The organism is Brochothrix thermosphacta DSM 20171 = FSL F6-1036 (assembly GCF_036884295.1).
Lineage (GTDB): Bacteria > Bacillota > Bacilli > Lactobacillales > Listeriaceae > Brochothrix > Brochothrix thermosphacta.
The window spans coordinates 1,017,058-1,037,669 of the sequence record NZ_CP145608.1 but is presented as its reverse complement, the minus strand read 5'-3'; the positions used below and the strand labels follow the sequence as shown (position 1 = coordinate 1,037,669).

The 20,612-nt window shown below is 36.8% G+C and carries 16 protein-coding genes; 4 read left to right on the top strand and 12 right to left on the bottom strand.

Features of this window, described 5'->3' with window-relative positions:
• Nucleotides 1–55: 55 nt before the first annotated feature.
• Entirely contained in the window at nt 56–295 is a 240-nt protein-coding gene (locus V6S17_RS05365; RefSeq protein WP_029092554.1) for a hypothetical protein, read from the bottom strand.
• A 225-nt stretch (nt 296–520) separates the two neighbouring features.
• Nucleotides 521–2,002: a DHA2 family efflux MFS transporter permease subunit gene (locus V6S17_RS05360; RefSeq protein WP_029092555.1), complete on the bottom strand. Its 1,482-nt coding sequence runs from the start codon at nt 2,000–2,002 to the stop codon at nt 521–523.
• Nucleotides 2,003–2,159: 157 nt separating this feature from the next.
• Here V6S17_RS05360 and V6S17_RS05355 point away from each other — a divergent pair, with 157 nt between their 5' ends.
• Nucleotides 2,160–3,044, top strand: a complete 885-nt coding sequence (locus V6S17_RS05355) for a TetR/AcrR family transcriptional regulator (protein ID WP_029092556.1) — start codon at nt 2,160–2,162, stop codon at nt 3,042–3,044.
• 33 nt (nt 3,045–3,077) lie between these two features.
• On the opposite strand, the gene V6S17_RS05350 is transcribed toward V6S17_RS05355, so the two are convergent.
• Genes V6S17_RS05350 through V6S17_RS05340 form a run of 3 tightly spaced genes read right to left on the bottom strand, consistent with a single transcriptional unit; the run spans nt 3,078 to nt 5,164 of the window.
• Nucleotides 3,078–4,592, bottom strand: coding sequence for a S41 family peptidase (locus tag V6S17_RS05350; RefSeq protein WP_029092557.1), 1,515 nt, complete (start codon nt 4,590–4,592; stop codon nt 3,078–3,080).
• 33 nt (nt 4,593–4,625) lie between these two features.
• Entirely contained in the window at nt 4,626–4,928 is a 303-nt protein-coding gene (locus tag V6S17_RS05345; RefSeq protein WP_029092558.1) for a metal-sensitive transcriptional regulator, read from the bottom strand.
• Between the two features lie 35 nt (nt 4,929–4,963).
• Entirely contained in the window at nt 4,964–5,164 is a 201-nt protein-coding gene (locus V6S17_RS05340) for a hypothetical protein (RefSeq protein WP_029092559.1), read from the bottom strand.
• 586 nt (nt 5,165–5,750) lie between these two features.
• Here V6S17_RS05340 and V6S17_RS05335 point away from each other — a divergent pair.
• Nucleotides 5,751–6,374 (top strand): acetate uptake transporter, encoded by a 624-nt coding sequence (locus V6S17_RS05335; protein ID WP_029092560.1) that lies wholly within the window; start codon nt 5,751–5,753, stop codon nt 6,372–6,374.
• Nucleotides 6,375–6,618: 244 nt separating this feature from the next.
• Here V6S17_RS05335 and V6S17_RS05330 read toward each other — a convergent pair whose 3' ends face one another.
• The 7 genes from V6S17_RS05330 to kdpA form a co-directional block, all read right to left on the bottom strand.
• Nucleotides 6,619–7,554: a hypothetical protein gene (locus V6S17_RS05330; protein WP_029092561.1), complete on the bottom strand. Its 936-nt coding sequence runs from the start codon at nt 7,552–7,554 to the stop codon at nt 6,619–6,621.
• On the bottom strand, nt 7,538–8,185 hold the full coding sequence (locus tag V6S17_RS05325; RefSeq protein ID WP_029092562.1) for an ATP-binding cassette domain-containing protein: 648 nt from the start codon (nt 8,183–8,185) through the stop codon (nt 7,538–7,540). Before V6S17_RS05325 ends, V6S17_RS05330 begins: the two co-directional genes overlap by 17 nt.
• Before the next feature lie 726 nt (nt 8,186–8,911).
• Nucleotides 8,912–9,598 carry a response regulator gene (locus tag V6S17_RS05320; RefSeq protein WP_029092563.1) on the bottom strand — a complete coding sequence of 229 codons (687 nt, stop codon included), beginning with the start codon at nt 9,596–9,598 and terminating at the stop codon, nt 8,912–8,914.
• Nucleotides 9,599–12,283 carry a sensor histidine kinase gene (locus tag V6S17_RS05315; RefSeq protein ID WP_029092564.1) on the bottom strand — a complete coding sequence of 895 codons (2,685 nt, stop codon included), beginning with the start codon at nt 12,281–12,283 and terminating at the stop codon, nt 9,599–9,601.
• Between the two features lie 16 nt (nt 12,284–12,299).
• Nucleotides 12,300–12,875 carry a potassium-transporting ATPase subunit KdpC gene (gene kdpC, locus V6S17_RS05310; protein ID WP_029092565.1) on the bottom strand — a complete coding sequence of 192 codons (576 nt, stop codon included), beginning with the start codon at nt 12,873–12,875 and terminating at the stop codon, nt 12,300–12,302.
• A 14-nt stretch (nt 12,876–12,889) separates the two neighbouring features.
• Nucleotides 12,890–14,941, bottom strand: coding sequence for a potassium-transporting ATPase subunit KdpB (gene kdpB, locus V6S17_RS05305; protein WP_029092566.1), 2,052 nt, complete (start codon nt 14,939–14,941; stop codon nt 12,890–12,892).
• Nucleotides 14,942–14,953: 12 nt separating this feature from the next.
• Nucleotides 14,954–16,636, bottom strand: a complete 1,683-nt coding sequence (gene kdpA / locus V6S17_RS05300) for a potassium-transporting ATPase subunit KdpA (protein ID WP_029092567.1) — start codon at nt 16,634–16,636, stop codon at nt 14,954–14,956.
• A gap of 1,020 nt (nt 16,637–17,656) precedes the next feature.
• Here kdpA and V6S17_RS05295 point away from each other — a divergent pair.
• Entirely contained in the window at nt 17,657–19,750 is a 2,094-nt protein-coding gene (locus V6S17_RS05295; protein ID WP_029092569.1) for a bacteriocin-associated integral membrane family protein, read from the top strand.
• Nucleotides 19,747–20,382 carry an ABC transporter ATP-binding protein gene (locus V6S17_RS05290; protein WP_036027749.1) on the top strand — a complete coding sequence of 212 codons (636 nt, stop codon included), beginning with the start codon at nt 19,747–19,749 and terminating at the stop codon, nt 20,380–20,382. The genes V6S17_RS05295 and V6S17_RS05290 overlap by 4 nt, the downstream gene beginning before the upstream one ends.
• The last annotated feature ends 230 nt before the right edge of the window (nt 20,383–20,612 follow it).

The window sequence follows — 20,612 nt, the reverse complement described above, 5'->3', positions numbered from 1 at the left end:
AAAAAAGAATGTAGACAATTCAATGTCTACACTCTTTAACTCAGTTATTCAAAAATCACGTATTTAATAGGCTTGTAATAAGTAAGATAATTGCTAGACTAGCAGCCAGCGTTACGATGTAATTTTTCGTTTGAACTTTCATAATAGCAAGAACACTAAAAGAAATAACCATCACAATTTGCAGCCATATCGGATAATCAAAACCTGTTTTTTCAGTTAAAAAAGAATACATTATATTACCTACTATTAAAATCATAAAAAATAGCGCTAAGGCTACTACGGTTTTTTTCAGCATACTTATAACCTCTTCTCTCATTTAATTACGGCTTTAGTAAATAGGTTTAAAAGCGTTTCATTAGTTTTATGTTAGCACATAAACTCTGTCAATACACTTTTCATAAAGAAAACTTTTGGAAAACAGTTAAATTAATAAGCTGTTATATTGAAAACTAAAAAATTCTTCTCTGCACAAAAACACCCACTATCCAAAATAGAGGGTGCTTGTTTAAGCATTTGTTGATTATTTTCCGAAAGGTTTCGAACGTTTCAAGAAGAACGATAACACTAATGCTAGAATTGTAATACCTGTGGCAACCATGAACGTATAATTAATACCATCAAGTAAAGCCGTTTGTGTAATTTGAGCTTTCACTGCAGCGACTTGATCTGGAGACATTGCTGCACCTGCTTGAATTGCTTTTTCTTTAGCGGTTGCTGCTAGCTCCGTTGCACGCGTCACAATGTGTTTATCCATAATAGTAATCAATATAGCTGTACCAATCGCCCCTGCGACTTGTTGCGCCGTATTATTAACAGCTGTTGCGTGAGGGTTCAATTCTTGTGGCAATTGATTCAGACCATTCGTCATTATCGGCATCATCACTAATGAAATACCAAACATACGGATTGTATAAATTGAAATAATAAACGTATACGTTGAATCTACTTCTAATTGCGTTAAGAAATATGTTGCGACTGCTGTGATGACTAACCCAGTAATCGCTAAAATCTTTGGACCAAATTTATCAAATAAGCGACCTGTAATTGGCGACATAATCGCCATGACTAATGCACCTGGTAATAACATCAAACCTGCATGTAAAGGTGAAATACCACGCACACTTTGTACGTATGCAGGTGTTAAAATCATGCCGGCAAACATCGCCATCGATAAAATCATCGAAATAGCAGAAGCTAATGCAAACATTGGGTATTTATAAACACGCATCTGTAACATTGGTTCTTTCATGCGTAATTGACGTAAAATAAATAACACTAACCCTACCGCTCCAACAGCAATCATGCCGTAGACGATGGGACTTGACCAACCTTTATCACCTGCAGAACTGAAGCCATATAATAAACCACCAAATCCAACCGTTGATAATACTAATGAAAGGTAATCCAATTTCACATGACGCGTATCAAGAATATTCTCTAACTTCCAGACACTGAGTAATAAACTAATTACTGCGAATGGCACAATCATTTCAAATAACATGCGCCAATCATGGCTTTGGATAATATACCCTGATAGTGTGGGTCCAATTGCAGGAGCAACAAAGAGAACTAATCCAAAGGTTCCCATTGCCGCTCCACGTTTTTCAATCGGGAAGCTTTTTAACATAACATTCATTAATAGCGGCGACATCACTGATGCCCCTGCTGCTTGAATCATACGTCCAGCAAGCAATGTCCCAAAGTTAGGTGACAACGCAGCTAATACTGTACCGGCTGTAAAAATGGCCATTGCCGTAATATAAAGCCCTTTTGTTTTAAAACGAGTAATGAAAAAGGCAGAAGCAGGAATCAATACCCCACTGACTAACATATACCCTGTTGTTACCCATTGTACTTTTGAGTAAGTGATATTAAAGTCTTTCATAATTGTTGGTAATGCTATATTTAATAATGTATTATTAAGAAACGCTACGAACGCTCCAATAAACAAAATAACTATCATCCCAATTGGTGCTTTTTGTACGATTTTTTCGGTTGTCATTAATTGTATCTCCTTATCGATTCATTTTCCATGCTAGAACAATTTTATACCATCGGTCTAATTATAGCAATATATTTTTTGTTTTTTTATTGTACTCTTGATAAATCAACCCTTTGACGTTAGAATAATGGTATATAACAATTAAAAAGGAGCAGATATGAACCTACGTAAAACACAAATTATAAATGCGGCTCGTGATCTATTCATCGATAAAGGCTTCACTAATACTTCTATGACTGATATCATTACCGCTGCTCAAATTTCTAAAGGTACGTTTTATAACCACTTTACTTCTAAGAGTGAGTGTTTGATTGCTATCTTAGAAGAAAGCCGTGCAGAAGCTACGCTCTTGCGAAATGAATTAGCGATTGGATCAAAATTAGCAGATGAAGATATCCTTGCTCGTCAAATTGGTGTTTTTATGCGGATCAATAAAGAACGTAATCTTGTGCGTATCTTCGAATCTATTTATCATTCGGATGATAAAGAAATTCAAAAAGTCGTAAATTTACATCATTTAACAGAATTAGACTGGTTGTCTAATCGTCTTGTGGAGGTCCATGGTGAAGAGGTAAAACCCTATAGCTATGAAGCTGCCGTTCTTACTTTTGGGATGATTCATCACGTTATCCGTATCATTGTTGGTTCGGGTGAAACACAGTTTGAACCGGAGCGAATTATCCGCCGGTCATTAGCAAACATCAAGGCTATTCTACCAAATATGCTTCGCACCAAAGAAGTTTCTATTTCAGTTGAAATGTTGGATAGCATTCGTAATAACATCGACCTTAGTCCACTTACTCAAGCGGCATTAATAAGTGAATTTGAACTGTTCATCGCTATTAATTCTGTAAAAAATAATCCAGAAGGTTTTGAATATGCTGTATTCATTCTGGCTGAATTACAAAAAGAAACACCAAAATATCACATCATTCAATCGATATTACCTGGTTTTCGCCAAACATTTGAAAAGACGCCTGTCTCTGGTGTTTCAAAAGAATTGGCCATGCATCTCTGGCATTATATTAAAATAGCACTATAAAAAAACCGCCAAAATTTGGCGGTTTTTAGTTTTCTATTTTTTCACTTTAGTAGCAGTTACCTCTTGTGCTTTTTTAAGTTGGGTATCGTTACTGCTTAATTTTTCTTGTAACTCTGTAATGAGAACTGTGCTTGTTTTTGTATCTACTTTACCTGTTTCTGGCAATTTATGTTCTGCTTGGAAAGCTTTTACAGCTGCAACAGTTGCATCATCAAAACTTCCTTTTGCTTGTTTTAAATCAGCACCAAACACATTAAGCATTTGCTGGATACTTTGAACGGCGCTTGATACATCTCCACTTTGATATGTTTTAGTCACATCATATAATGAGATGTTTGCGTATTTCGGCGCATCTACTTTGACATCTGGTTTAATCCCTTTTTTGTTGATCCAGTTGCCATCGGGGGTTAACCATTTTGCTGTTGTTAATTTCACTTCTGACTGATCATCCAACTCACCAGCTGTTTGCATAACGCCTTTACCATAGGTTGTATTACCAACCAATGTTGAGCCTGCTGATTCTTTTAAAGCACCTGCTAGAATTTCAGAAGCACTAGCACTTCCTTTATCTGTTAAAACAGTGACAGGTACTTTTACTTTGAAATCACCATCTTTCGATGAATCCGCTTTGTAGACTTCTTTTTGCCCTGCTCTATTTTCAATCGAAACAACTGGTTTTCCATCTTCAATGAAGAGACTCGCAATATCAATTGCTTGGTCTAACAAACCACCTGGGTTTTGTCGGACATCTACAACAAGCCCTTTCATACCTTCTTTATCTAACTTTTTAAGACCTTCTAAAACTTCTTCGTGTGTATGTGAAGAGAAACTTGTGATACTAATATGACCAATTTTATTATCTAACATTTTTGTGCTCACTGTTTCAATTGGAATTGTGTCACGTTTGATACTCACTTTACGTGTTTCCGATTCTCCTGGACGTTGAATGGTTAATAATACTCGTGTCCCTTTTTCACCACGAATTTTATTTGTTGCTTCAGACAATGTTTTACCTTGAATTGATTTACCATCAACTTCTAAAATTTGATCATTGGGCTTCAAGCCTGCTTTTTCTGCTGGTGCGCCACTAATAGGTGATACGACAGTGAGTGTTTTATCTGTCATTTGGACTTCGACGCCGATACCTTCAAACGATGAAGAAATATCGCTCTTAAAGCCTTTGGTTTCTTCCTGATTCATGTATGTTGTATAGGGATCATCTAATGAATCTAACATACCTGAAATTGCACCATCAATTAGTTTTTGTGAATCAACTTTTTTATAATAATTGGCGGTAATATTATCATATACTTCATAAATTTTTTCAAATGAGGCGTTGTCTGAACCTGCCTTTGTTCCATTGTTATTACTGCTCTTAGTATTGAAATATGTCACTGAGAAAATACCCATCACAAGCGCACCTACAACAAAAAGGCTGATGAGGGCCAATACAAGCGAACGGCGACGAATTACAAGCATTTTCGGCTGTTTCTCTGGTTGTTTTTCTGGTTGTTTTTCTGGTTGTTTATTTGCGGAATCTTCTGTCATGTTATTCACTACTCCTTCAATCAGTTCTATATATTATATACGGTTAATTTGATTAACTACTTTCATGATATCAGCACTCATACCTTCAACATTACCATCTTTGACTGCTTTTGCCATACAATGTTCCGTATGGTGCTCTAACAATTCTAATGATACTTTTTTTAGTGCCGCATTAGCTGCTGAAATCTGTGTGATTATATCAATACAATAACGATCTTCTTCAACCATTTTTTGTATTCCTCGTGCCTGTCCTTCTACACGTCGAAGCCTTTTCTGGATGGCATCCTTTTTACTTTCAGACATGCACTCTAACGCATGTTCATGTTTTTCCATCATCCTAGCCTCCTATGTGTTAATACGTTATTACCCAGTTATTTTGGTTTGTTTTCTGATCGATCTTTTTTTGGTGTGAAAGCAAATACCGACCATACTAAGAAGGAAATCAATGCAAAGTAACCCCAACTAAATTTCCCTTGATATTGGGCAATAATATAATAAGCTGCCATAAATATTAATGTTTGCAAAAGCACTCGTGCCTTAATCAGGTTTTTAGCTTCAAAATTCAGTTTCATCCTCATCGTCCTCTCAAACTACACTAATTTAACTTCCTCCTCAGTATAACAGTCAACGATACCCTTGACAATTGGTTGAACGCGTCTGTTGGCAGTTCATCCTTAATCGTCGTAACATCGACAAAATCCAAGAAAATACTTCTATAAAACACTCACCTTAGTTAACGTTACTTTTGATGTGGCGTTTATATCAGTCACCCACTTTTTATAAATCACACCTTTGGCACCGTAGTTACATAAAATGATTTTAAGTCATTATCAAAAGGCAATTTTAAACAGTTAAACTTCCATCATCAATTATATAATGATTATACAGTATTTTTGAAAAAGTTAATTGTAATTAGTACTCAATATCTTTTGTATTGTAATTGTTTCATTAGAAACGTGTATACATTCTAATAAGTAAGGAGTATTACACTATCAAACATATAAAAAAGCATGAAAGATAAAAAACACCTAACCATTACTATGATTAGCGCTTTTTTTACTGAACATAAAACTAGTTACTAATATATTACTATATATTTCCGGTTGAATAAATGGTACTATTAAAAGGTTGTTATTATATACTGATAGGAGATTTAAAATGAAAAACGAAGTACATGTTAAACACAGCGGAATTGATCCAACTGCGATTGGACTTTTCGGACTAGCAATTGTAACCTTGGTTGCCTCTTCACAAAAATTAGGTTGGACAGAAAGTGTCAGCGGTGTTATTTCTTGGGCAGTTATCCTTGGTGGTATCGGTCAAATAATCGCAGCGTTTTACGATGCAAAAGTTAAAAACGTTTTTGGTGCAACTGCCTTTTTCGGATATGGTCTTTTCTGGATTGCGACTGCTTTCAGTTGGATGATTCAAAGTGGTGTTTTTGGTAATGCACTACAAGTCAGCTATGATCCTAAACAAATTGGTTTTGCCTTTGTTGGTTACCTGATTTTTACGCTCTTTATGACAATCGGTGCCTTAGAAACAAATAAAGTATTATTCTTTATTTTCTTCTTCATTAACTTTTTATTCCTTGGTTTATCACTTTCTACATTAGGATTTTTACCAGAATTTTTCCATAATGTTGCAGCAATTGCTGAACTAATTGTTTCAATCCTGGCTTTTTATGGAAGTGCTGCTGCTCTTTTAAACGCTCACTTCGGATTTGTATTTCTACCAATTGGCAAGAAATTCAATATCATTAAAGCATCACAAAACAAATAAATTTAACCCCCCAGAATTTTCTGGGGGGTTTTTTTATCTAACACACACTATATTATCAATAAAGACGTACTTTACTGTTAGAATCCTATTTTTTAAATCAGCGAAACGCTATCTTTTTTATGGTAGCAATTTTACAATTTTTTTACTCTCGCTATCATTTGAAAAATAGGCATTAGTGAAAATTCACCAACACCCTAATTGATAGACCTAAAAGTATAACTATATACATATTTTTTCATTTCAACTATTCGAAATTACTTCTGTTTGAAGCAATTGTTTTATTGACTATAACCATAAGTAACGCATAAAAAACAAGGGTAGCTATTGAATAAAATGAAAAAGGGTGAATGATAAATTCATTTTGAATCACGCCATAATAGTCAAATACTTGAGCTGAAATGGCTAAAATCGCTTTGTTAATATCAAAATATCCCAAGTTAAAATTCAACATCGGCATTATATAACTAACAATAAATATGGCGATAATACTGATAGAACTATTTTTAGTTATATACCCGATTGTATAGCCTAATTCACAGTAGAATATCGCTAAAAAAACGGTCCATGCTACCTTCAATCCCATATCTCTTAGCGGTAATGACACTGTCGTATTGAAAGTATGCAATTGCTGTAAATAGCTGTTAATTGCCCATCCTACCAACCATGCTAAAGAAATACTTACCACTAATATAACAATACTAATAAGCCAACTTGTTAGGCGTTTACCTGTTGCGAGCGTTTTACGATTGACATTCACTGCTTTTAATTTTATCGTCTTAAATCGATAATCGTATGTGGCATTAAAAATACCTAATACACCAAATACAATTGGAAACAATACGATTGAAGACTCAAAAATTTGCGTTAAACGATACTCATTGCTACTGGCAAAAATTGATTTATCTAATAGTTCTTTGTAAAACGACAACAGGTTCTCGATGTGGGTACTATTTGAACTCTGTTCAGTCACTTTATACTCTTTTTTTAGTTCGACGTTAATATCTTCGCCGTTTTCTTTTGCAAATTTAACTTGCGTTTGAAAATCACTGTGGGTCGAATTCACAGCTGCAAAGTTCATCAACAGAATCATCGAAAACAGTACAGTCGCTACTATGATAAACTTCACAACTATTTTTGATTTCATGGCATGTCTAAGTTCCATTTTAATAAAGCGAATCATATATCGTCTCCAATTTTTTCTTTTCAGATTTAAAATTCTTCTCCAGCATCACTATTTTTTTATCTTCAAACACCAACAAATTATCAATTATATCGTTATAAAAATCGTACTGATGACCAGTAAGTAAAATTGTCGTCTCTTTAGATAAATCTAATACTATTTTTTTCAACTCTTTACTAAACTGAAAATCTAGACCATTAGAGATTTCATCCATTATTAAATATTTCGGTCTAAGAAGCGCTACTAATGCCAAAGAAAGTTTTTTCTTCTGCCCATATGAATAATGTTTAACTTTGCGCTTTAATAAAGCATTATCCACGTATTTTTGACAGTTATGTATCACTTCTTTTTTTGTTAGCTTGCTATCGCCAAGTATTAACAGGTTATCTACCCCAGATAAATTTTGATAAAAAGGGGTGTCGTCCCATACAACAAAACAATCTTTCCCCTGTGTAAACGTCACGTCACCTTCACATTTTTCCAAACCCGTCACACATTTTATAAAAGTCGTTTTTCCGGCACCATTTTCTCCCATTAAAAAAGTAATTTGATTTTGTGGTATTTTAAAACTAGAGTGTTTTATAATGTGTTTTTTATTATATGTTTTCGCGAAATTTTGTATAGATATCATTTTAACTCCTCTTTTTCTAAAAAGTAGTAGCGTATGATTCGAAAATTAAATATTTATTTAACTGAAGATTTCCCTTCATGTGTTACAGTCAAACGATCGATAAAGATCGTTCATCACTCCAGCTACCTGTTCCCCTTATAGCAACTCTTTATTCGAGTCATAATAGTGTGTTTTACTTGTGGAGATACCTGTTTTTTTCATACCTTTTAAATTCACTAATAACCTGCTTCTTTGCTGTGTAGCATATGACTTAGTTATATTAGTACTACTTGTTATTCATAAAAATTGTGACTCAGACCAACACATGTACTGAATATCCCTCTTGAAAAACTTTGAGAATAACTCCCAGCAGAAACTACTTCGGGGGCAGTAATCAATGCCAGCATTAAAATGATTATAACTTTTCTTAACCACTTTTTCTTCTTCATCCCAAACTCTTATTCACGTTTAACTAGTTATAAAACCTATATTATCAAACTTATTTGTTTGTGTCAAAAATACAAAAGTTACTTTTTAACTAAAAAAACAATACATTTTTAATCTTAAATAACTATTTCAATAAACTGTTATAACTGTTTTATTAAATTATATGCTTATAAAAACTTTATTTTCTATGAATTTAAAAAACACCAAAGAAATGCACTCAATCAATGCCATAAAACACATTCATTTTCGAGTGTTATCATTTCTTTGGTGTAACCCTTTATTTTTTATTAAAAGCTGTAACTACTCACCGATTAATATCATACGGTAACCGATACCGACTTCAGTTACAATGTAAATCGGTTCTGCTGGGTTAAGCTCAATTTTACGACGGATATTAGACATATTAACGCGCAACGCTTGATTTTCAGTTGTGTATTGTCCCCATATGGCTTTAGTGATGTAATCATGTGTCAGTACTTTCCCCATATTTTGTGCGAGTAATTTTAATATTTTAAATTCAATCGGTGTTAAATGTAACGCTTTTCCAGCAAGTGCTACTTGAAAGTTGGCAACGTCAATGACAAGCTCACCAGTGACATATTTACTTTCGGTGACGCCTTGTGGTTGAGCATGCCTCAGCGCTGCCCTAATACGAGCTAATAGCTCTGATGTCCCAAAGGGCTTTGTGATATAATCATCGGCACCCGCGTCCAATGCAGCGACTTTTTCGATTTCATTTCCGCGAGCAGAAACGATAAGAACAGGCACTTCTGACCAACCTCTGATTGTTGCTAACACATCTAACCCATCCATATCAGGCAAACCCAAATCCAGTATCACAATATCAGGTGCTAACGTCGCACATAACGTAATACCATGTTTACCCGTTTCCGCATTATGCACGGTATATTCATTGCCTTCTAGAATGGCACGCATAAAGTTAGAGATGGCACTATCGTCTTCAATTACAAGTATTGTTGTATCCATTTAATCACCTTCCTTTATTGGCAACGTAAAGCGGAAAACTGCACCACCTTGTGTTTTATTACACGCTTCAATCGTACCACCATGCGCAGCAACAATTGTTTGACAAATTGATAAACCAATCCCCATTCCTCGTGTTGCATCAACGGGGATTTCTGAATGTTGTTCATTATTAAAAGGGCGAAACAGCGTTTCTAATCTTTGTGTTGGCAATCCTTTGCCATTATCGCTCACTTCAAAGATCACGCGTTGCTTACGCTGTTTAACAATCACTGAAATCGCTGTGCTTTCCGCATGCTTAATGGCATTTTCAATAAGATTGATTAACACTTGTTCAATTAAAGTCCCATCCATTGGTACCAATAATAATTCCTCAGGAACACGCACCGTTAAATCGGTTTCTTTGAATCGTTTACGAATACGTCGCACGGCTGCACCCACTATTTCTTCGATGGCTTCCGGTATTTTTTTTACTTTCATTGTACCTTCATCAATGCGCGTCACGGATAACAAATTCTCGACCATCCGAATCAACCATTCCGAATCTTCTTTGATATCTTTTACTAAATTCAAGGTTAGTTCTGCTGAAAACTTTTCATGATTTTCAATAATGGCAGAACTGGCGCCTAAGATGCCTGTGAGTGGTGTTCGTAAATCGTGTGATATCGCGCGCAGAAGATTCCCACGCATTTTTTCTTTTTCATTTTCAATCACTGTTTGTTGCTGTTCAATCATTAAACGATGTCGTTCTAAGGCTAATGATAATTGTGAGGTTAGCAGTTTCAAAAAGTTCAAATTTTCACGGTGCAAAGGCCGTTCCGGATTAACCCGGAGACCAATAACGGCTAAGCTACGCCCCTGCGACACAACTGGGAAATAATACCCCGCGGCACCATTCAAAGTATCCGTGCCTGATCCAGCAAATTTTTGGTTAAGATAAACCCAGTGAGCGACCGCTTCTTCTTCTGGTGTTGTTAAAGCTGCAGCTGTTGGATCACCACGATAGACCGACAGTTTCCGATCACTTTTCCCTTCAGGTAGGCCGCTATAGAAAATTACACTGCGTCCCATCGTTTCCATCACCTTCGTATTAGCAATGGCCATCATTCCTGCTAAACTTTGGCTCGCGAGTAACTGCTGATTCAATTCATAAAGGATTGTCATACGATGTTCCTTACGCACGGCTTCTTTCGCTTGACTCTTCACCCGGATCATCATGTTACTCGTAAACAGTGCGACTAATAACATGATTACCATAGTCACAGGATAGCCTGGCTTATAAACTGTTAAAGAGTAGAGTGGATCAACAAATAACCAGTTGAACAATAAAACGGAAATAACGGAAGCGAGTGCACCATAAAAATAACCATGTGTGACACGGGAGATAATAAGAATAAAAAACAAATACACAATAATAACGTTTTGATCGCCACTATGCATTAATAAAACAATTTTTGATAGTAACGTTGCAACTAAGATATAAAAGAGCATCTTTATAAAGTCAGCCGCTGAAAAATGGCGTTGTATAAAATTTATATGGTTGAGACGGTTTCTTTTTTGCCCTTCCCTTTTGTCATGGTAGGGTATAATATGCAAATCCACCTGTGGTAATCGTTGAATTATATCATCCTCAAGCTCTTGTTTAAATAAACGGTGGACGTGTGAATGATTCCGTTGTTTGGCGATTATAATATCTGTTACACCCGTCATTTTAGCATAATGAGTGAGCGTATCAAGGGTATCATGACCGCTTAATGTCACAATATCCGCACCTAGACTTTGAGCGAGCTTCATAACTTTGAAGCGTTGCTCTCTCATCAAATCATCGTGTTCATCCTCTTCGTTTTCAATGACTAATAACGTCCATTCTGAGCGAAAAGCCGCAGCTAATCGCGCGGTCCAACGCAAGCATTTTTCGGTCCCTTGAATATGTTCCTCGTCTAAATAAGTGAGTAATTTTACTCGGACAGAAACTTCCTCAATTGGATTCGTCATTCCGATGTGATCAGCAGCACGGCGCACAGCAATTTCACGCAAAAGTTTCAAATTCTCGAGGGCGAAAAAATGTTGCATCGCTTTCTTAGCTTGAAGGGGGCGATAAATCTTCCCAGCTCGTAAACGTTCTAATAATTCTTCCGGTTCAATATCAATTAATCTTAGATAGGCTTGGTCTAAAAATGTATCGGGCACTGTTTCAACAACTTGTACGTGTGTGATGCTTTCAACAACATCATTCAGACTTTCGATATGCTGTACATTGACAGTCGTGTAGACATCAATACCCGCATGTAATAATTCATCAATATCTTGGTAACGTTTTTTATTGCGTGAGCCAATAACATTTGTATGTGCCAACTCGTCTACGAGTACAATATCTGGCTTTAATCGTAATGCCTCATCCAAATCAAATTCACTTAACGTCATCTTTTTGTACGACATTTGTTTCACTGGTATTGTTGGAATTCCTTCTAGAAGAGCAAGCGTTTCAGGGCGAACATGCGGTTCAATATAACCTGCCATAATCTTTTTCCCTTGTAACAGCTGTTCATGCGCATCACGTAACATTGCATATGTTTTACCCACTCCTGCAGCATAGCCAAAAAAGACACGGAGTTTTCCGGTCTTTTGGCGGTTCTGTTGTGTGACTTGTTTAAGTATTGCATCTGGATTTGGACGTTCGTCTTCAATCATGTCCTTCACTCCTTTATTTCATGGGTGCCAATTGATCAAGTGCGAGATTGACTGGCAGAACATGTACAAGCTTTGTTCCCATTTTATCAAATTTAACGCCACTTGTATTGTTTTGAATTATTTTCTCAACTTTAGCAACAGATAAATGGCGTGCTTCGGCAATTCGTTTGACTTGATAAGCAGCCGTCGCTGTTGAAATATCAGGGTCAACCCCACTAGCAGAAGCTGTGACTAATTCCATTGGAATTGCTGCTTTATTAGCTGGGTCAGCTGCTTTGATTTTTGCTACACGTTCGGCAACACGTGCTTTTTCTTTTGCACTATTTGGAGCCAGTTGGCTTGCTGCTTCGCCTGTATCAGGACGACTCCATAAATAATAATTAGCTGTGAAAGCTTGACCAATAAGTGTTGAACCCACGACTTTTTCACCTGTTTCACTTTTAGCACTGACGAGACTACCATTAGCTTGGCTCGGAAAAAAAAGTTGACCAATACCCGTCAATAATAAAGTATACATCACGCCACAAATTACCGTCCAGACAAGGAGCATTTTCAAACCTGGCATCATAATCTCTTTGATTATTTTCATTCTTCTCTCTCCTCCTATGCCCAACCGCAGGCTGTAATAATAAGATCAATCACTTTGATTGCAATAAATGGTGTAATCAAACCACCTAAACCGTATACAAATAAATTGTGTTGTAACAACTTACTAGCGGGTAATTCTTTATATTTCACACCTTTTAAAGACAACGGAATTAACGCAATAATAATCAAAGCATTGTAAATAATTGCTGCTAAAATCGCGCTTGTTGGTGAGCTGAGATGCATGATATTCAATGCGTTCAATTGTGGATAAATACTATAGAATAACACCGGAATAATCGCAAAATATTTTGCAACATCGTTGGCGATACTAAACGTAGTTAATGCCCCACGTGTCATCAACAATTGTTTTCCGATACGAACGATTTCAATCAATTTTGTTGGACTTGAATCAAGATCAATCATGTTGCCGGCTTCTTTTGCTGCCTGTGTTCCGGTATTCATAGCGACTGCTACATCAGCTTGCGCTAATGCTGGTGCATCGTTCGTACCATCACCAGTCATCGCTACCAAATGACCTTTTTGTTGATATTCGCGAATCAGTTCCAGTTTTGCTTCGGGTGTCGCTTCTGCTAAAAAGTCATCTACTCCTGCTTCAGCAGCAATAGCCGCAGCAGTCATCGGATTATCCCCCGTAATCATAATGGTTTTAATGCCCATTGTACGCATATCATTAAAACGTTCTTTTACACCTTTTTTTACAATATCTTTTAAATAAACAACACCGAGAACGCGTTTGTTTTTAACAACAACAAGTGGTGTTCCCCCTAAGTTTGCAATCTGACTAACAATCGTTTCACATGCTACAGGATAATCATAACCTGCGGCACTCACAAATTGTTTTACTGTATCAGCGGCACCTTTACGAATTTCATCCCCTTGATAATCTATTCCACTCATACGTGTTTTAGCCGAAAAATCAATAAAAACAGCTTGATTATCCGATAAATCACGGCCACGTATCGCAAACCGTTCTTTTGCTAATACAACTATACTACGACCTTCTGGCGTTTCATCTGCTAATGAAGAAAGTTGAGCCGCATCAGCTAGTTCTTCTTCAGTGACACCAGGAACAGGTAAAAATTCACTTGCTTGGCGATTTCCCAATGTGATAGTCCCTGTTTTATCCAGCATTAAAATATCAACGTCTCCAGCAGCTTCAATCGCACGACCGCTCATCGCCATCACATTTGCTTGATTTAAACGACTCATACCGGCAATTCCAATTGAAGATAACAGTGCACCAATGGTAGTAGGCGCCAAACAAACGAGCAATGCCACAATCACGGTGAGTGATAAAGCGTCACCTTTGCCAGATGCAACTGTCGCAAACTGGGTGAACGGTAACAAAGATGCACATACCACTAAAAAGATCAGCGTTAAGGTCACTAATAGTATTTGAAGTGAAATTTCATTAGGTGTTTTCTTACGGGCAGCCCCTTCTACCATCGCAATCATTTTATCTAAAAAGCTTTCACCTTCCTCAGCTGTAACGCGAATGACTAAGTAATCCGATACAACCGTTGTACCACCTGTAACAGCGCTACGATCGCCACCCGATTCACGAATGACTGGGGCTGATTCACCTGTAATGGCACTTTCATCAACTGATGCTGCCCCTTCAATCACATCACCGTCCATCGGAATTTGTTCACCTGCCACGACGTATACCATATCGCCACGTTTCAAAAGTGCTGATGAGATATCGACGAGTTGCGCTTTATTGGTAATATCTGTCATTTTTTTAGCGATTACTTCTTGTCGGGCACTTTTTAAACTCTCTGCTTGCGCACGGCCACGCCCTTCCGCCATTGCCTCCGCAAAGTTACCAAACAAGAGGGTTAGCCATAAAATCACAGCGATACTGAGCGTAAAAGCAGGCGAACTGTCTTGGATACCGAAAAAAGCTAAAACATATAACCCACTAGTGACCAAAGCTCCCAAATAAACCACGAACATCACGGGATTTTTCACTTGTAAACGGGGTGATAATTTATAAAATGATTGTTTGAATGCATCTTTAAAGATGCCTTGTTTAGATTCAGTCATTTGTGATTGCTCCTATCTCATAAAGTAATCCGCTAATGGTCCTAAAGCCAATGCGGGTAAAAAGCTGAGTGCACCAATTAATAAAATAACACCCAGTAACATCCCAGTGAAGGTACCATCGGTTGTTGATAATGTTCCATCTGTACTTGCAACACATTTTTTTTGGCCTAATTGATGTGCCAGTACAACAATCGCAAACATTGGAATAAAGCGCACCAACAACATAATGATGCCACCGACACTATTCATAAAAGGCGTATCCGCTGCTAAACCAGCAAACGCACTCCCGTTATTGTTCGCTAACGAGCTAAAAGCATACAGTACCTCTGAAAAAGCATGAGGACCTGTGTTCACCAAACCTAGCATGGGTTGAGACATCAACACATAACTCATTGATCCTATCAAGACTAATAATGGTGGTGTCAATATGACCAAACAAACCATTTTCATATTTGCAGGTTCAATTTTTTTACCAAGATACTCCGGTGTACGACCCACTAGTAATCCTGCAATAAAAACGGTAAGTAATACGAAAGCAATCATGCCATATAAACCGCTGCCGGCTCCACCAAAGACAATTTCACCAAGTTGCATTAAGAACATCGGAATCAAACCACCCAAAGGTGTGAAGCTATCTAGCATGGCGTTAATGGAACCGTTTGATGCTGCTGTGGTACTCACTGCCCACAAGCTCGACCAACCAATACCGAATCGTGCTTCTTTCCCCTCCATACTGCCACTGTGTGCGACAGCATCAAAAACAGGTCCATTCAGGTGTTCACTGAGAGTAACACCGATAAGCGCTAAAATAAGCAATACAAACGATACGATAAAGATCGTGCGACCTTGTTTACGATTTTTAACGAATAAACCAAATGCCATAATCAAAGCAACTGGAATCAACAGTATCGCGATGTTTTCTACAAAGTTACTGAATACCGTTGGGTTTTCAAAAGGCATCGCTGAGTTAGCTCCAAAATAGCCTCCCCCGTTTGTACCCAATTGTTTAATCGCAATTTGACTCGCAGCTAAACCTAACGGAATAACTGCTTTTAGACCTGATTCAAGTTCTGTAATGGTCGTTGTTGCTTGGAAAGTTTGCACCACACCCTGTGACATTAAAAGGATGGCAATCACAAATGAGACAGGAATCAAAAGATAGAGTGTGATTCGTGTGATATCTTGCCAAAAATTACCAAGTTTACGTTTTCCCTCTGCTACAAAACCACGTAATAAAATAAAAAGCACGGCAATTCCGACGGCAGCTGAAGCGAAGTTTTGCACGGTGAGTGCTAAACTTTGTGTCAGTGGCGATAAGGTTGTTTCTCCTGAATAAGCCTGCCAGTTTGTATTTGTTACAAAGCTAATCGCAGTGTTAAACGCTAACCCAATCGAAGTCCCTTTTAGCCCCGCTGGATTTAATGGTAAAACACCTTGAAACAACATCAGTAAGAAAATAGCTAAAAAACTAAACAAACTAAAAGCAACAATTGAGCCAATATATTTTTTAGCAGTCATCTCCTGTTTTGCTGGTTTACCGATAAACCGATAAATCCACCCCTCGACTGGTGCTATTATTCGTGTCATAAAAACTTTTTGACCTGTCATCACACGATAGATATAAAAACCAAGCGGAATACCAAGCGCAAGCAACACAATAAAAAATAATAAATAACTCATCACGATGGTCATCATGCTTTATCCCCCCAAAACAATATAATTAGTAAATAAATGAAGAGGCATAATCCTAGTATGCCAGCAATTAAAATAATAGCAGTCATCATTGCAACTCCCTTGTTTAAGATAAATTTAGTTTAACGCTGAAAAACGAAAGATAGTGTTAAGAAAATAGCCCCCCGTGTTAAGAAAACGTTAAGACTGCTACTATCGTAGCGGATTTATCCGCTTACGAGAGTAGTATGGGTGCTGACATTGTGCGAATTTATGAGCTTACAAAGACAGTATGGGACGGAAATTGCGATAGCAATTGAGTACCAATCCTCTGCTCTTATCGTTGCGAATTGCTACTATCGTAGCGGATTTATCCGCTTACGAGAACAGTATGGGACGGAAATTGTGATAGCAATTGAGTACCAATCCTTATGTTAACGCCTTGAGAGTACCTATCCTTCAAGAAATTGAGTACCAATCCTTATGTTAACGCCTTGAGAGTACCAAACCTTATGTTAATGCCTTGAGAGTTCCTTCCCTCTATCTTTTTCAGTTCCAAAAAAGCTTTTATCGACACTTAATTCCCTTTACATTGTACTCAGATTCTATTTACTGTATACTTGACACAATCATAAGAAAAGGAGGATTTCAAATAAATAAAAAAATAAATCATCCTCATCGTAGTCATCTTTATCGCAACTTCTCTCGCAACAACCGCCTATGCTACAAGTGAAACTGGGCAAGCTTATACGACAGAAAAAATAGTAGCAGTAACCATTCATTAACTCGAAAAATCGTTAAGGTGGGTGGCGACACTTTCAGGTACATGGTGCAATGGTCAATTTGGGGGCAAGCTAGGCAAAAAAGCGAATATGACCACAATAAGAAACAACATCGAACAACTTCGATGATGAATAGCAAGAGTATACGCTCTGATTGGAAAAATCCAAAAATCACAGCAACAGCTAAAACGCCTTGGTATTGGAGCTATTCTTCAAATAATTCGTATTGGCTACTCGATAACCTCTGAAAGGTGTGTTACGTATGAAAAAGGCTTTTATTTTAAGTTTTTTCACGATCGCCTTGTTATTATTTTTTTCCACAAAACTTTTTTTAACAACACACCAATTCCAAACATATAACGCTATCAAAAAAGAAAGTGCCTATACCGTCACAGTAGCTGATGACGCAGATGTTCAAACTGCTAACGATTGGACAGCAAAAATGATAACAAGCAGTCAAACCTATCATTTTAATATCTACAAAGAATCAGTAAGTTCAATAACGAATCAACTGATGGTATACGCCCAGTTAAACCATCATAAACAAAAAATCACTGCTGGCCTCGATTTGAAACCCTTCGGTAATGAACAGTACACAAATAAAAAACATGTCTATTCAGAATTCAATCAACTACTCCTTTCCCCTCTCACCTCCCTAAAGAATACGGAACTAAAAAGTGGCAATTACGTTATTCAGTTAAGTAAACAATCGCCTCATATTTCTGTAATAATAAAAGACCTCTCAAATAAAACGGGCGTTAACATCGCACTAGATAAGCAATCCGAGGTATCTCATCCACAAGTGCTCTTTTCTAAAATAATAATTTTTCTTAGTATCTTCATCACAAGCGGGATTTTAATGTTCATCATTGTCAGCGATTATTATATTAAATATCGCCAAAACAGCATTAAACTTATGGTCGGTTATCGCCATATTACGTTACTGAGTGACATTATCAAACGCCAATTGCCTTATGCATTGATGATTCCATTGATTACTTTCAGTCTCGCAAGCTACTATTACTTTATAAACGCTATTAAACCTGCTTTTAACATCGCCATATTTGCGACATTACTTGGTTTAACCGTGTTATTACTGACTTATTTATTAATCGCCAGTTTTCTAATTTTTTATCCCCTCAACTCACGCTCATCAAAAGGCGAATCGCCACAAAAAAAACTCGTCGTCCTCTTACTCGCTGTCAAAATCATTTTAAGTATCTTTTTACTATTTACACTTCAGTTCAGCGGCCAAAAAATCTATTATTTCATTGTCGAACAAGCACAAACGCAACGCGCACTCAAAGCAGTTGAACATCGCTTTTATTTACCTTTACTATCCGACGTGTCCTCCACGGATGATAACGCTCAATTAGATAATTTAGTACGTACCAACCACTTATTCAATGACTACTACAATCATGGGATGTTACTATTTCGACTTGAGGATGATACCGAACATAAATTATTAGATGATGAGTATAATCCTGGACATGAAAAATTTGAAAATAATGTTCTGTTGATTTCGCCTGATTACTTGAAGTTAAATCCCCTATATGATATTAATGGCACTGAAATTAAAATTAACAACCATGAAAAAACATTAATTACACTTGTTCCGACAACTTACTATGCTTTATTACCGGAAATTAAATCCTATATTGAAAAAGAACATAATTTTCAAAATAATGAAGTTGGAAAAAATTTCGGTTTAAAAGCAACGCCGCAAAAAGTTAAATTCCGCTACATTGAGATACGCGATAACCAAGCCCTGCTCACTCTCTTACCCCATCAACGTCCGCTTAAAAATCCACTCATAAAGGTATTAACACAAAATAATGTCGATAAGAATTTATCAGCCTATGCTGATAGTATTAGTGGTCGCGCAGATACATTTTTTATCGGGAACACTCAAACATCAATGAGCGCTATTAAAAACATTGTTGAAAAAAATCAGTTACAAAAAACTTATCCCGAAATTATCCCGGCTCAAATTTTTTTGAAAGAGCGCTTCACTGATCATAATTTAGTAATTTCTTTATTTCTCACCATTATTATTATCACGCTGAGTTTATACTTGCTGTTAACGTTATCTTTTATACACAATTATCTGTTGTTAAACATCCAAAAAGCACAGGTACTTCTACAAGCAGGTTATCCAATTACTCGTATCTACTGCTTGCTTTTCTTGATCGGTTGTAGCCCTTGGTTGCTATTAACGGCTTACAATTTAATTATTACGCAACGTTCGGTGAACACAGGCCTCTTTACACTAATCGGCTTTATCGAATTTACAATCCTTTATGTGTGTTTATATCGCATTAAATACAAGTTATTGAAAGGAAGTCTCTTATGAAAGTAACGATGGACAAACTCACTAAACAATTTGATGACAATTATCTGTTTGAACAGCTTAATTTAACGATTTCAGCAGGGGAATTTGTTGCAATTAAGGGAAAAAGCGGCTCTGGTAAAACAACCTTACTCAATTGTTTAGCGCTGATTGAACCTGCTAGTAATGGTAAAATCTACTTCGATGAAAAGGATGTCACACGCTTACAGTGGTATAAAAAAAGTCGCTTGTACCGTAGAGAAATTAGTTTTATCGTACAAAATTTCGGATTGATGGAAAATGAAACGGTACGCGACAATTTAAATATTGCGCTTAAGTATGAAAAATTATCAAAAAAAGAAATTCAAATACGTTGTAAAGCAGCCTTAATTGCCGTTAATTTAGATGCTACCCTGTTAACTGAATCAATTTTTCGTTTAAGTGGTGGCGAACAACAACGCGTTGCGATTGCCCGCTGCTTACTTCGCCAACCACGCTTACTCTTTGCCGATGAACCAGTGGCTGCGCTTGATAATGAAAACGCGACAGCCATAATGATGCTCTTAAAAAAGATTAATGCTTCTGGTTGTACAATTATTATGGTGACACATGACAATCATTTTGATGACTATTACGACAGCATCATCACGATTTAAGAGTACTAACAACATATGGTTATCTATGTAAATTTGCTTCTTAACCATTTGTTTTAACGAACCTCTTTTGAAAAAGAAATATCTCCATCTATAATTCCAGATGAATTTAAGATATTACTAGAAGTAGTAAAGGACCTGTTCAAGTCCACTTATAAATATGTCACAAACAACTTTATAGAATATTTGAAAATGTCTCTCATTATTTCGCAAAAAAATTGGCTTCACTGACA

Excerpts from the sequence above, each read along its gene's own strand:
- V6S17_RS05345 (WP_029092558.1), bottom strand. The coding sequence starts at position 4,928 with ATGATGGAAAAACATGAACATGCGTTAGAGTGCATGTCTGAAAGTAAA.
- V6S17_RS05290 (WP_036027749.1), top strand. The coding sequence starts at position 19,747 with ATGAAAGTAACGATGGACAAACTCACTAAACAATTTGATGACAATTAT.
- V6S17_RS05340 (WP_029092559.1), bottom strand. The coding sequence starts at position 5,164 with ATGAAACTGAATTTTGAAGCTAAAAACCTGATTAAGGCACGAGTGCTT.
- kdpB (WP_029092566.1), bottom strand. The coding sequence starts at position 14,941 with ATGACTGAATCTAAACAAGGCATCTTTAAAGATGCATTCAAACAATCA.
- V6S17_RS05335 (WP_029092560.1), top strand. The coding sequence starts at position 5,751 with ATGAAAAACGAAGTACATGTTAAACACAGCGGAATTGATCCAACTGCG.
- V6S17_RS05330 (WP_029092561.1), bottom strand. The coding sequence starts at position 7,554 with ATGATTCGCTTTATTAAAATGGAACTTAGACATGCCATGAAATCAAAA.
- kdpA (WP_029092567.1), bottom strand. The coding sequence starts at position 16,636 with ATGATGACCATCGTGATGAGTTATTTATTATTTTTTATTGTGTTGCTT.
- V6S17_RS05320 (WP_029092563.1), bottom strand. The coding sequence starts at position 9,598 with ATGGATACAACAATACTTGTAATTGAAGACGATAGTGCCATCTCTAAC.
- V6S17_RS05360 (WP_029092555.1), bottom strand. The coding sequence starts at position 2,002 with ATGACAACCGAAAAAATCGTACAAAAAGCACCAATTGGGATGATAGTT.
- V6S17_RS05325 (WP_029092562.1), bottom strand. The coding sequence starts at position 8,185 with ATGATATCTATACAAAATTTCGCGAAAACATATAATAAAAAACACATT.
- kdpC (WP_029092565.1), bottom strand. The coding sequence starts at position 12,875 with ATGAAAATAATCAAAGAGATTATGATGCCAGGTTTGAAAATGCTCCTT.
- V6S17_RS05350 (WP_029092557.1), bottom strand. The coding sequence starts at position 4,592 with ATGACAGAAGATTCCGCAAATAAACAACCAGAAAAACAACCAGAAAAA.
- V6S17_RS05355 (WP_029092556.1), top strand. The coding sequence starts at position 2,160 with ATGAACCTACGTAAAACACAAATTATAAATGCGGCTCGTGATCTATTC.
- V6S17_RS05365 (WP_029092554.1), bottom strand. The coding sequence starts at position 295 with ATGCTGAAAAAAACCGTAGTAGCCTTAGCGCTATTTTTTATGATTTTA.
- V6S17_RS05295 (WP_029092569.1), top strand. The coding sequence starts at position 17,657 with ATGAAAAAGGCTTTTATTTTAAGTTTTTTCACGATCGCCTTGTTATTA.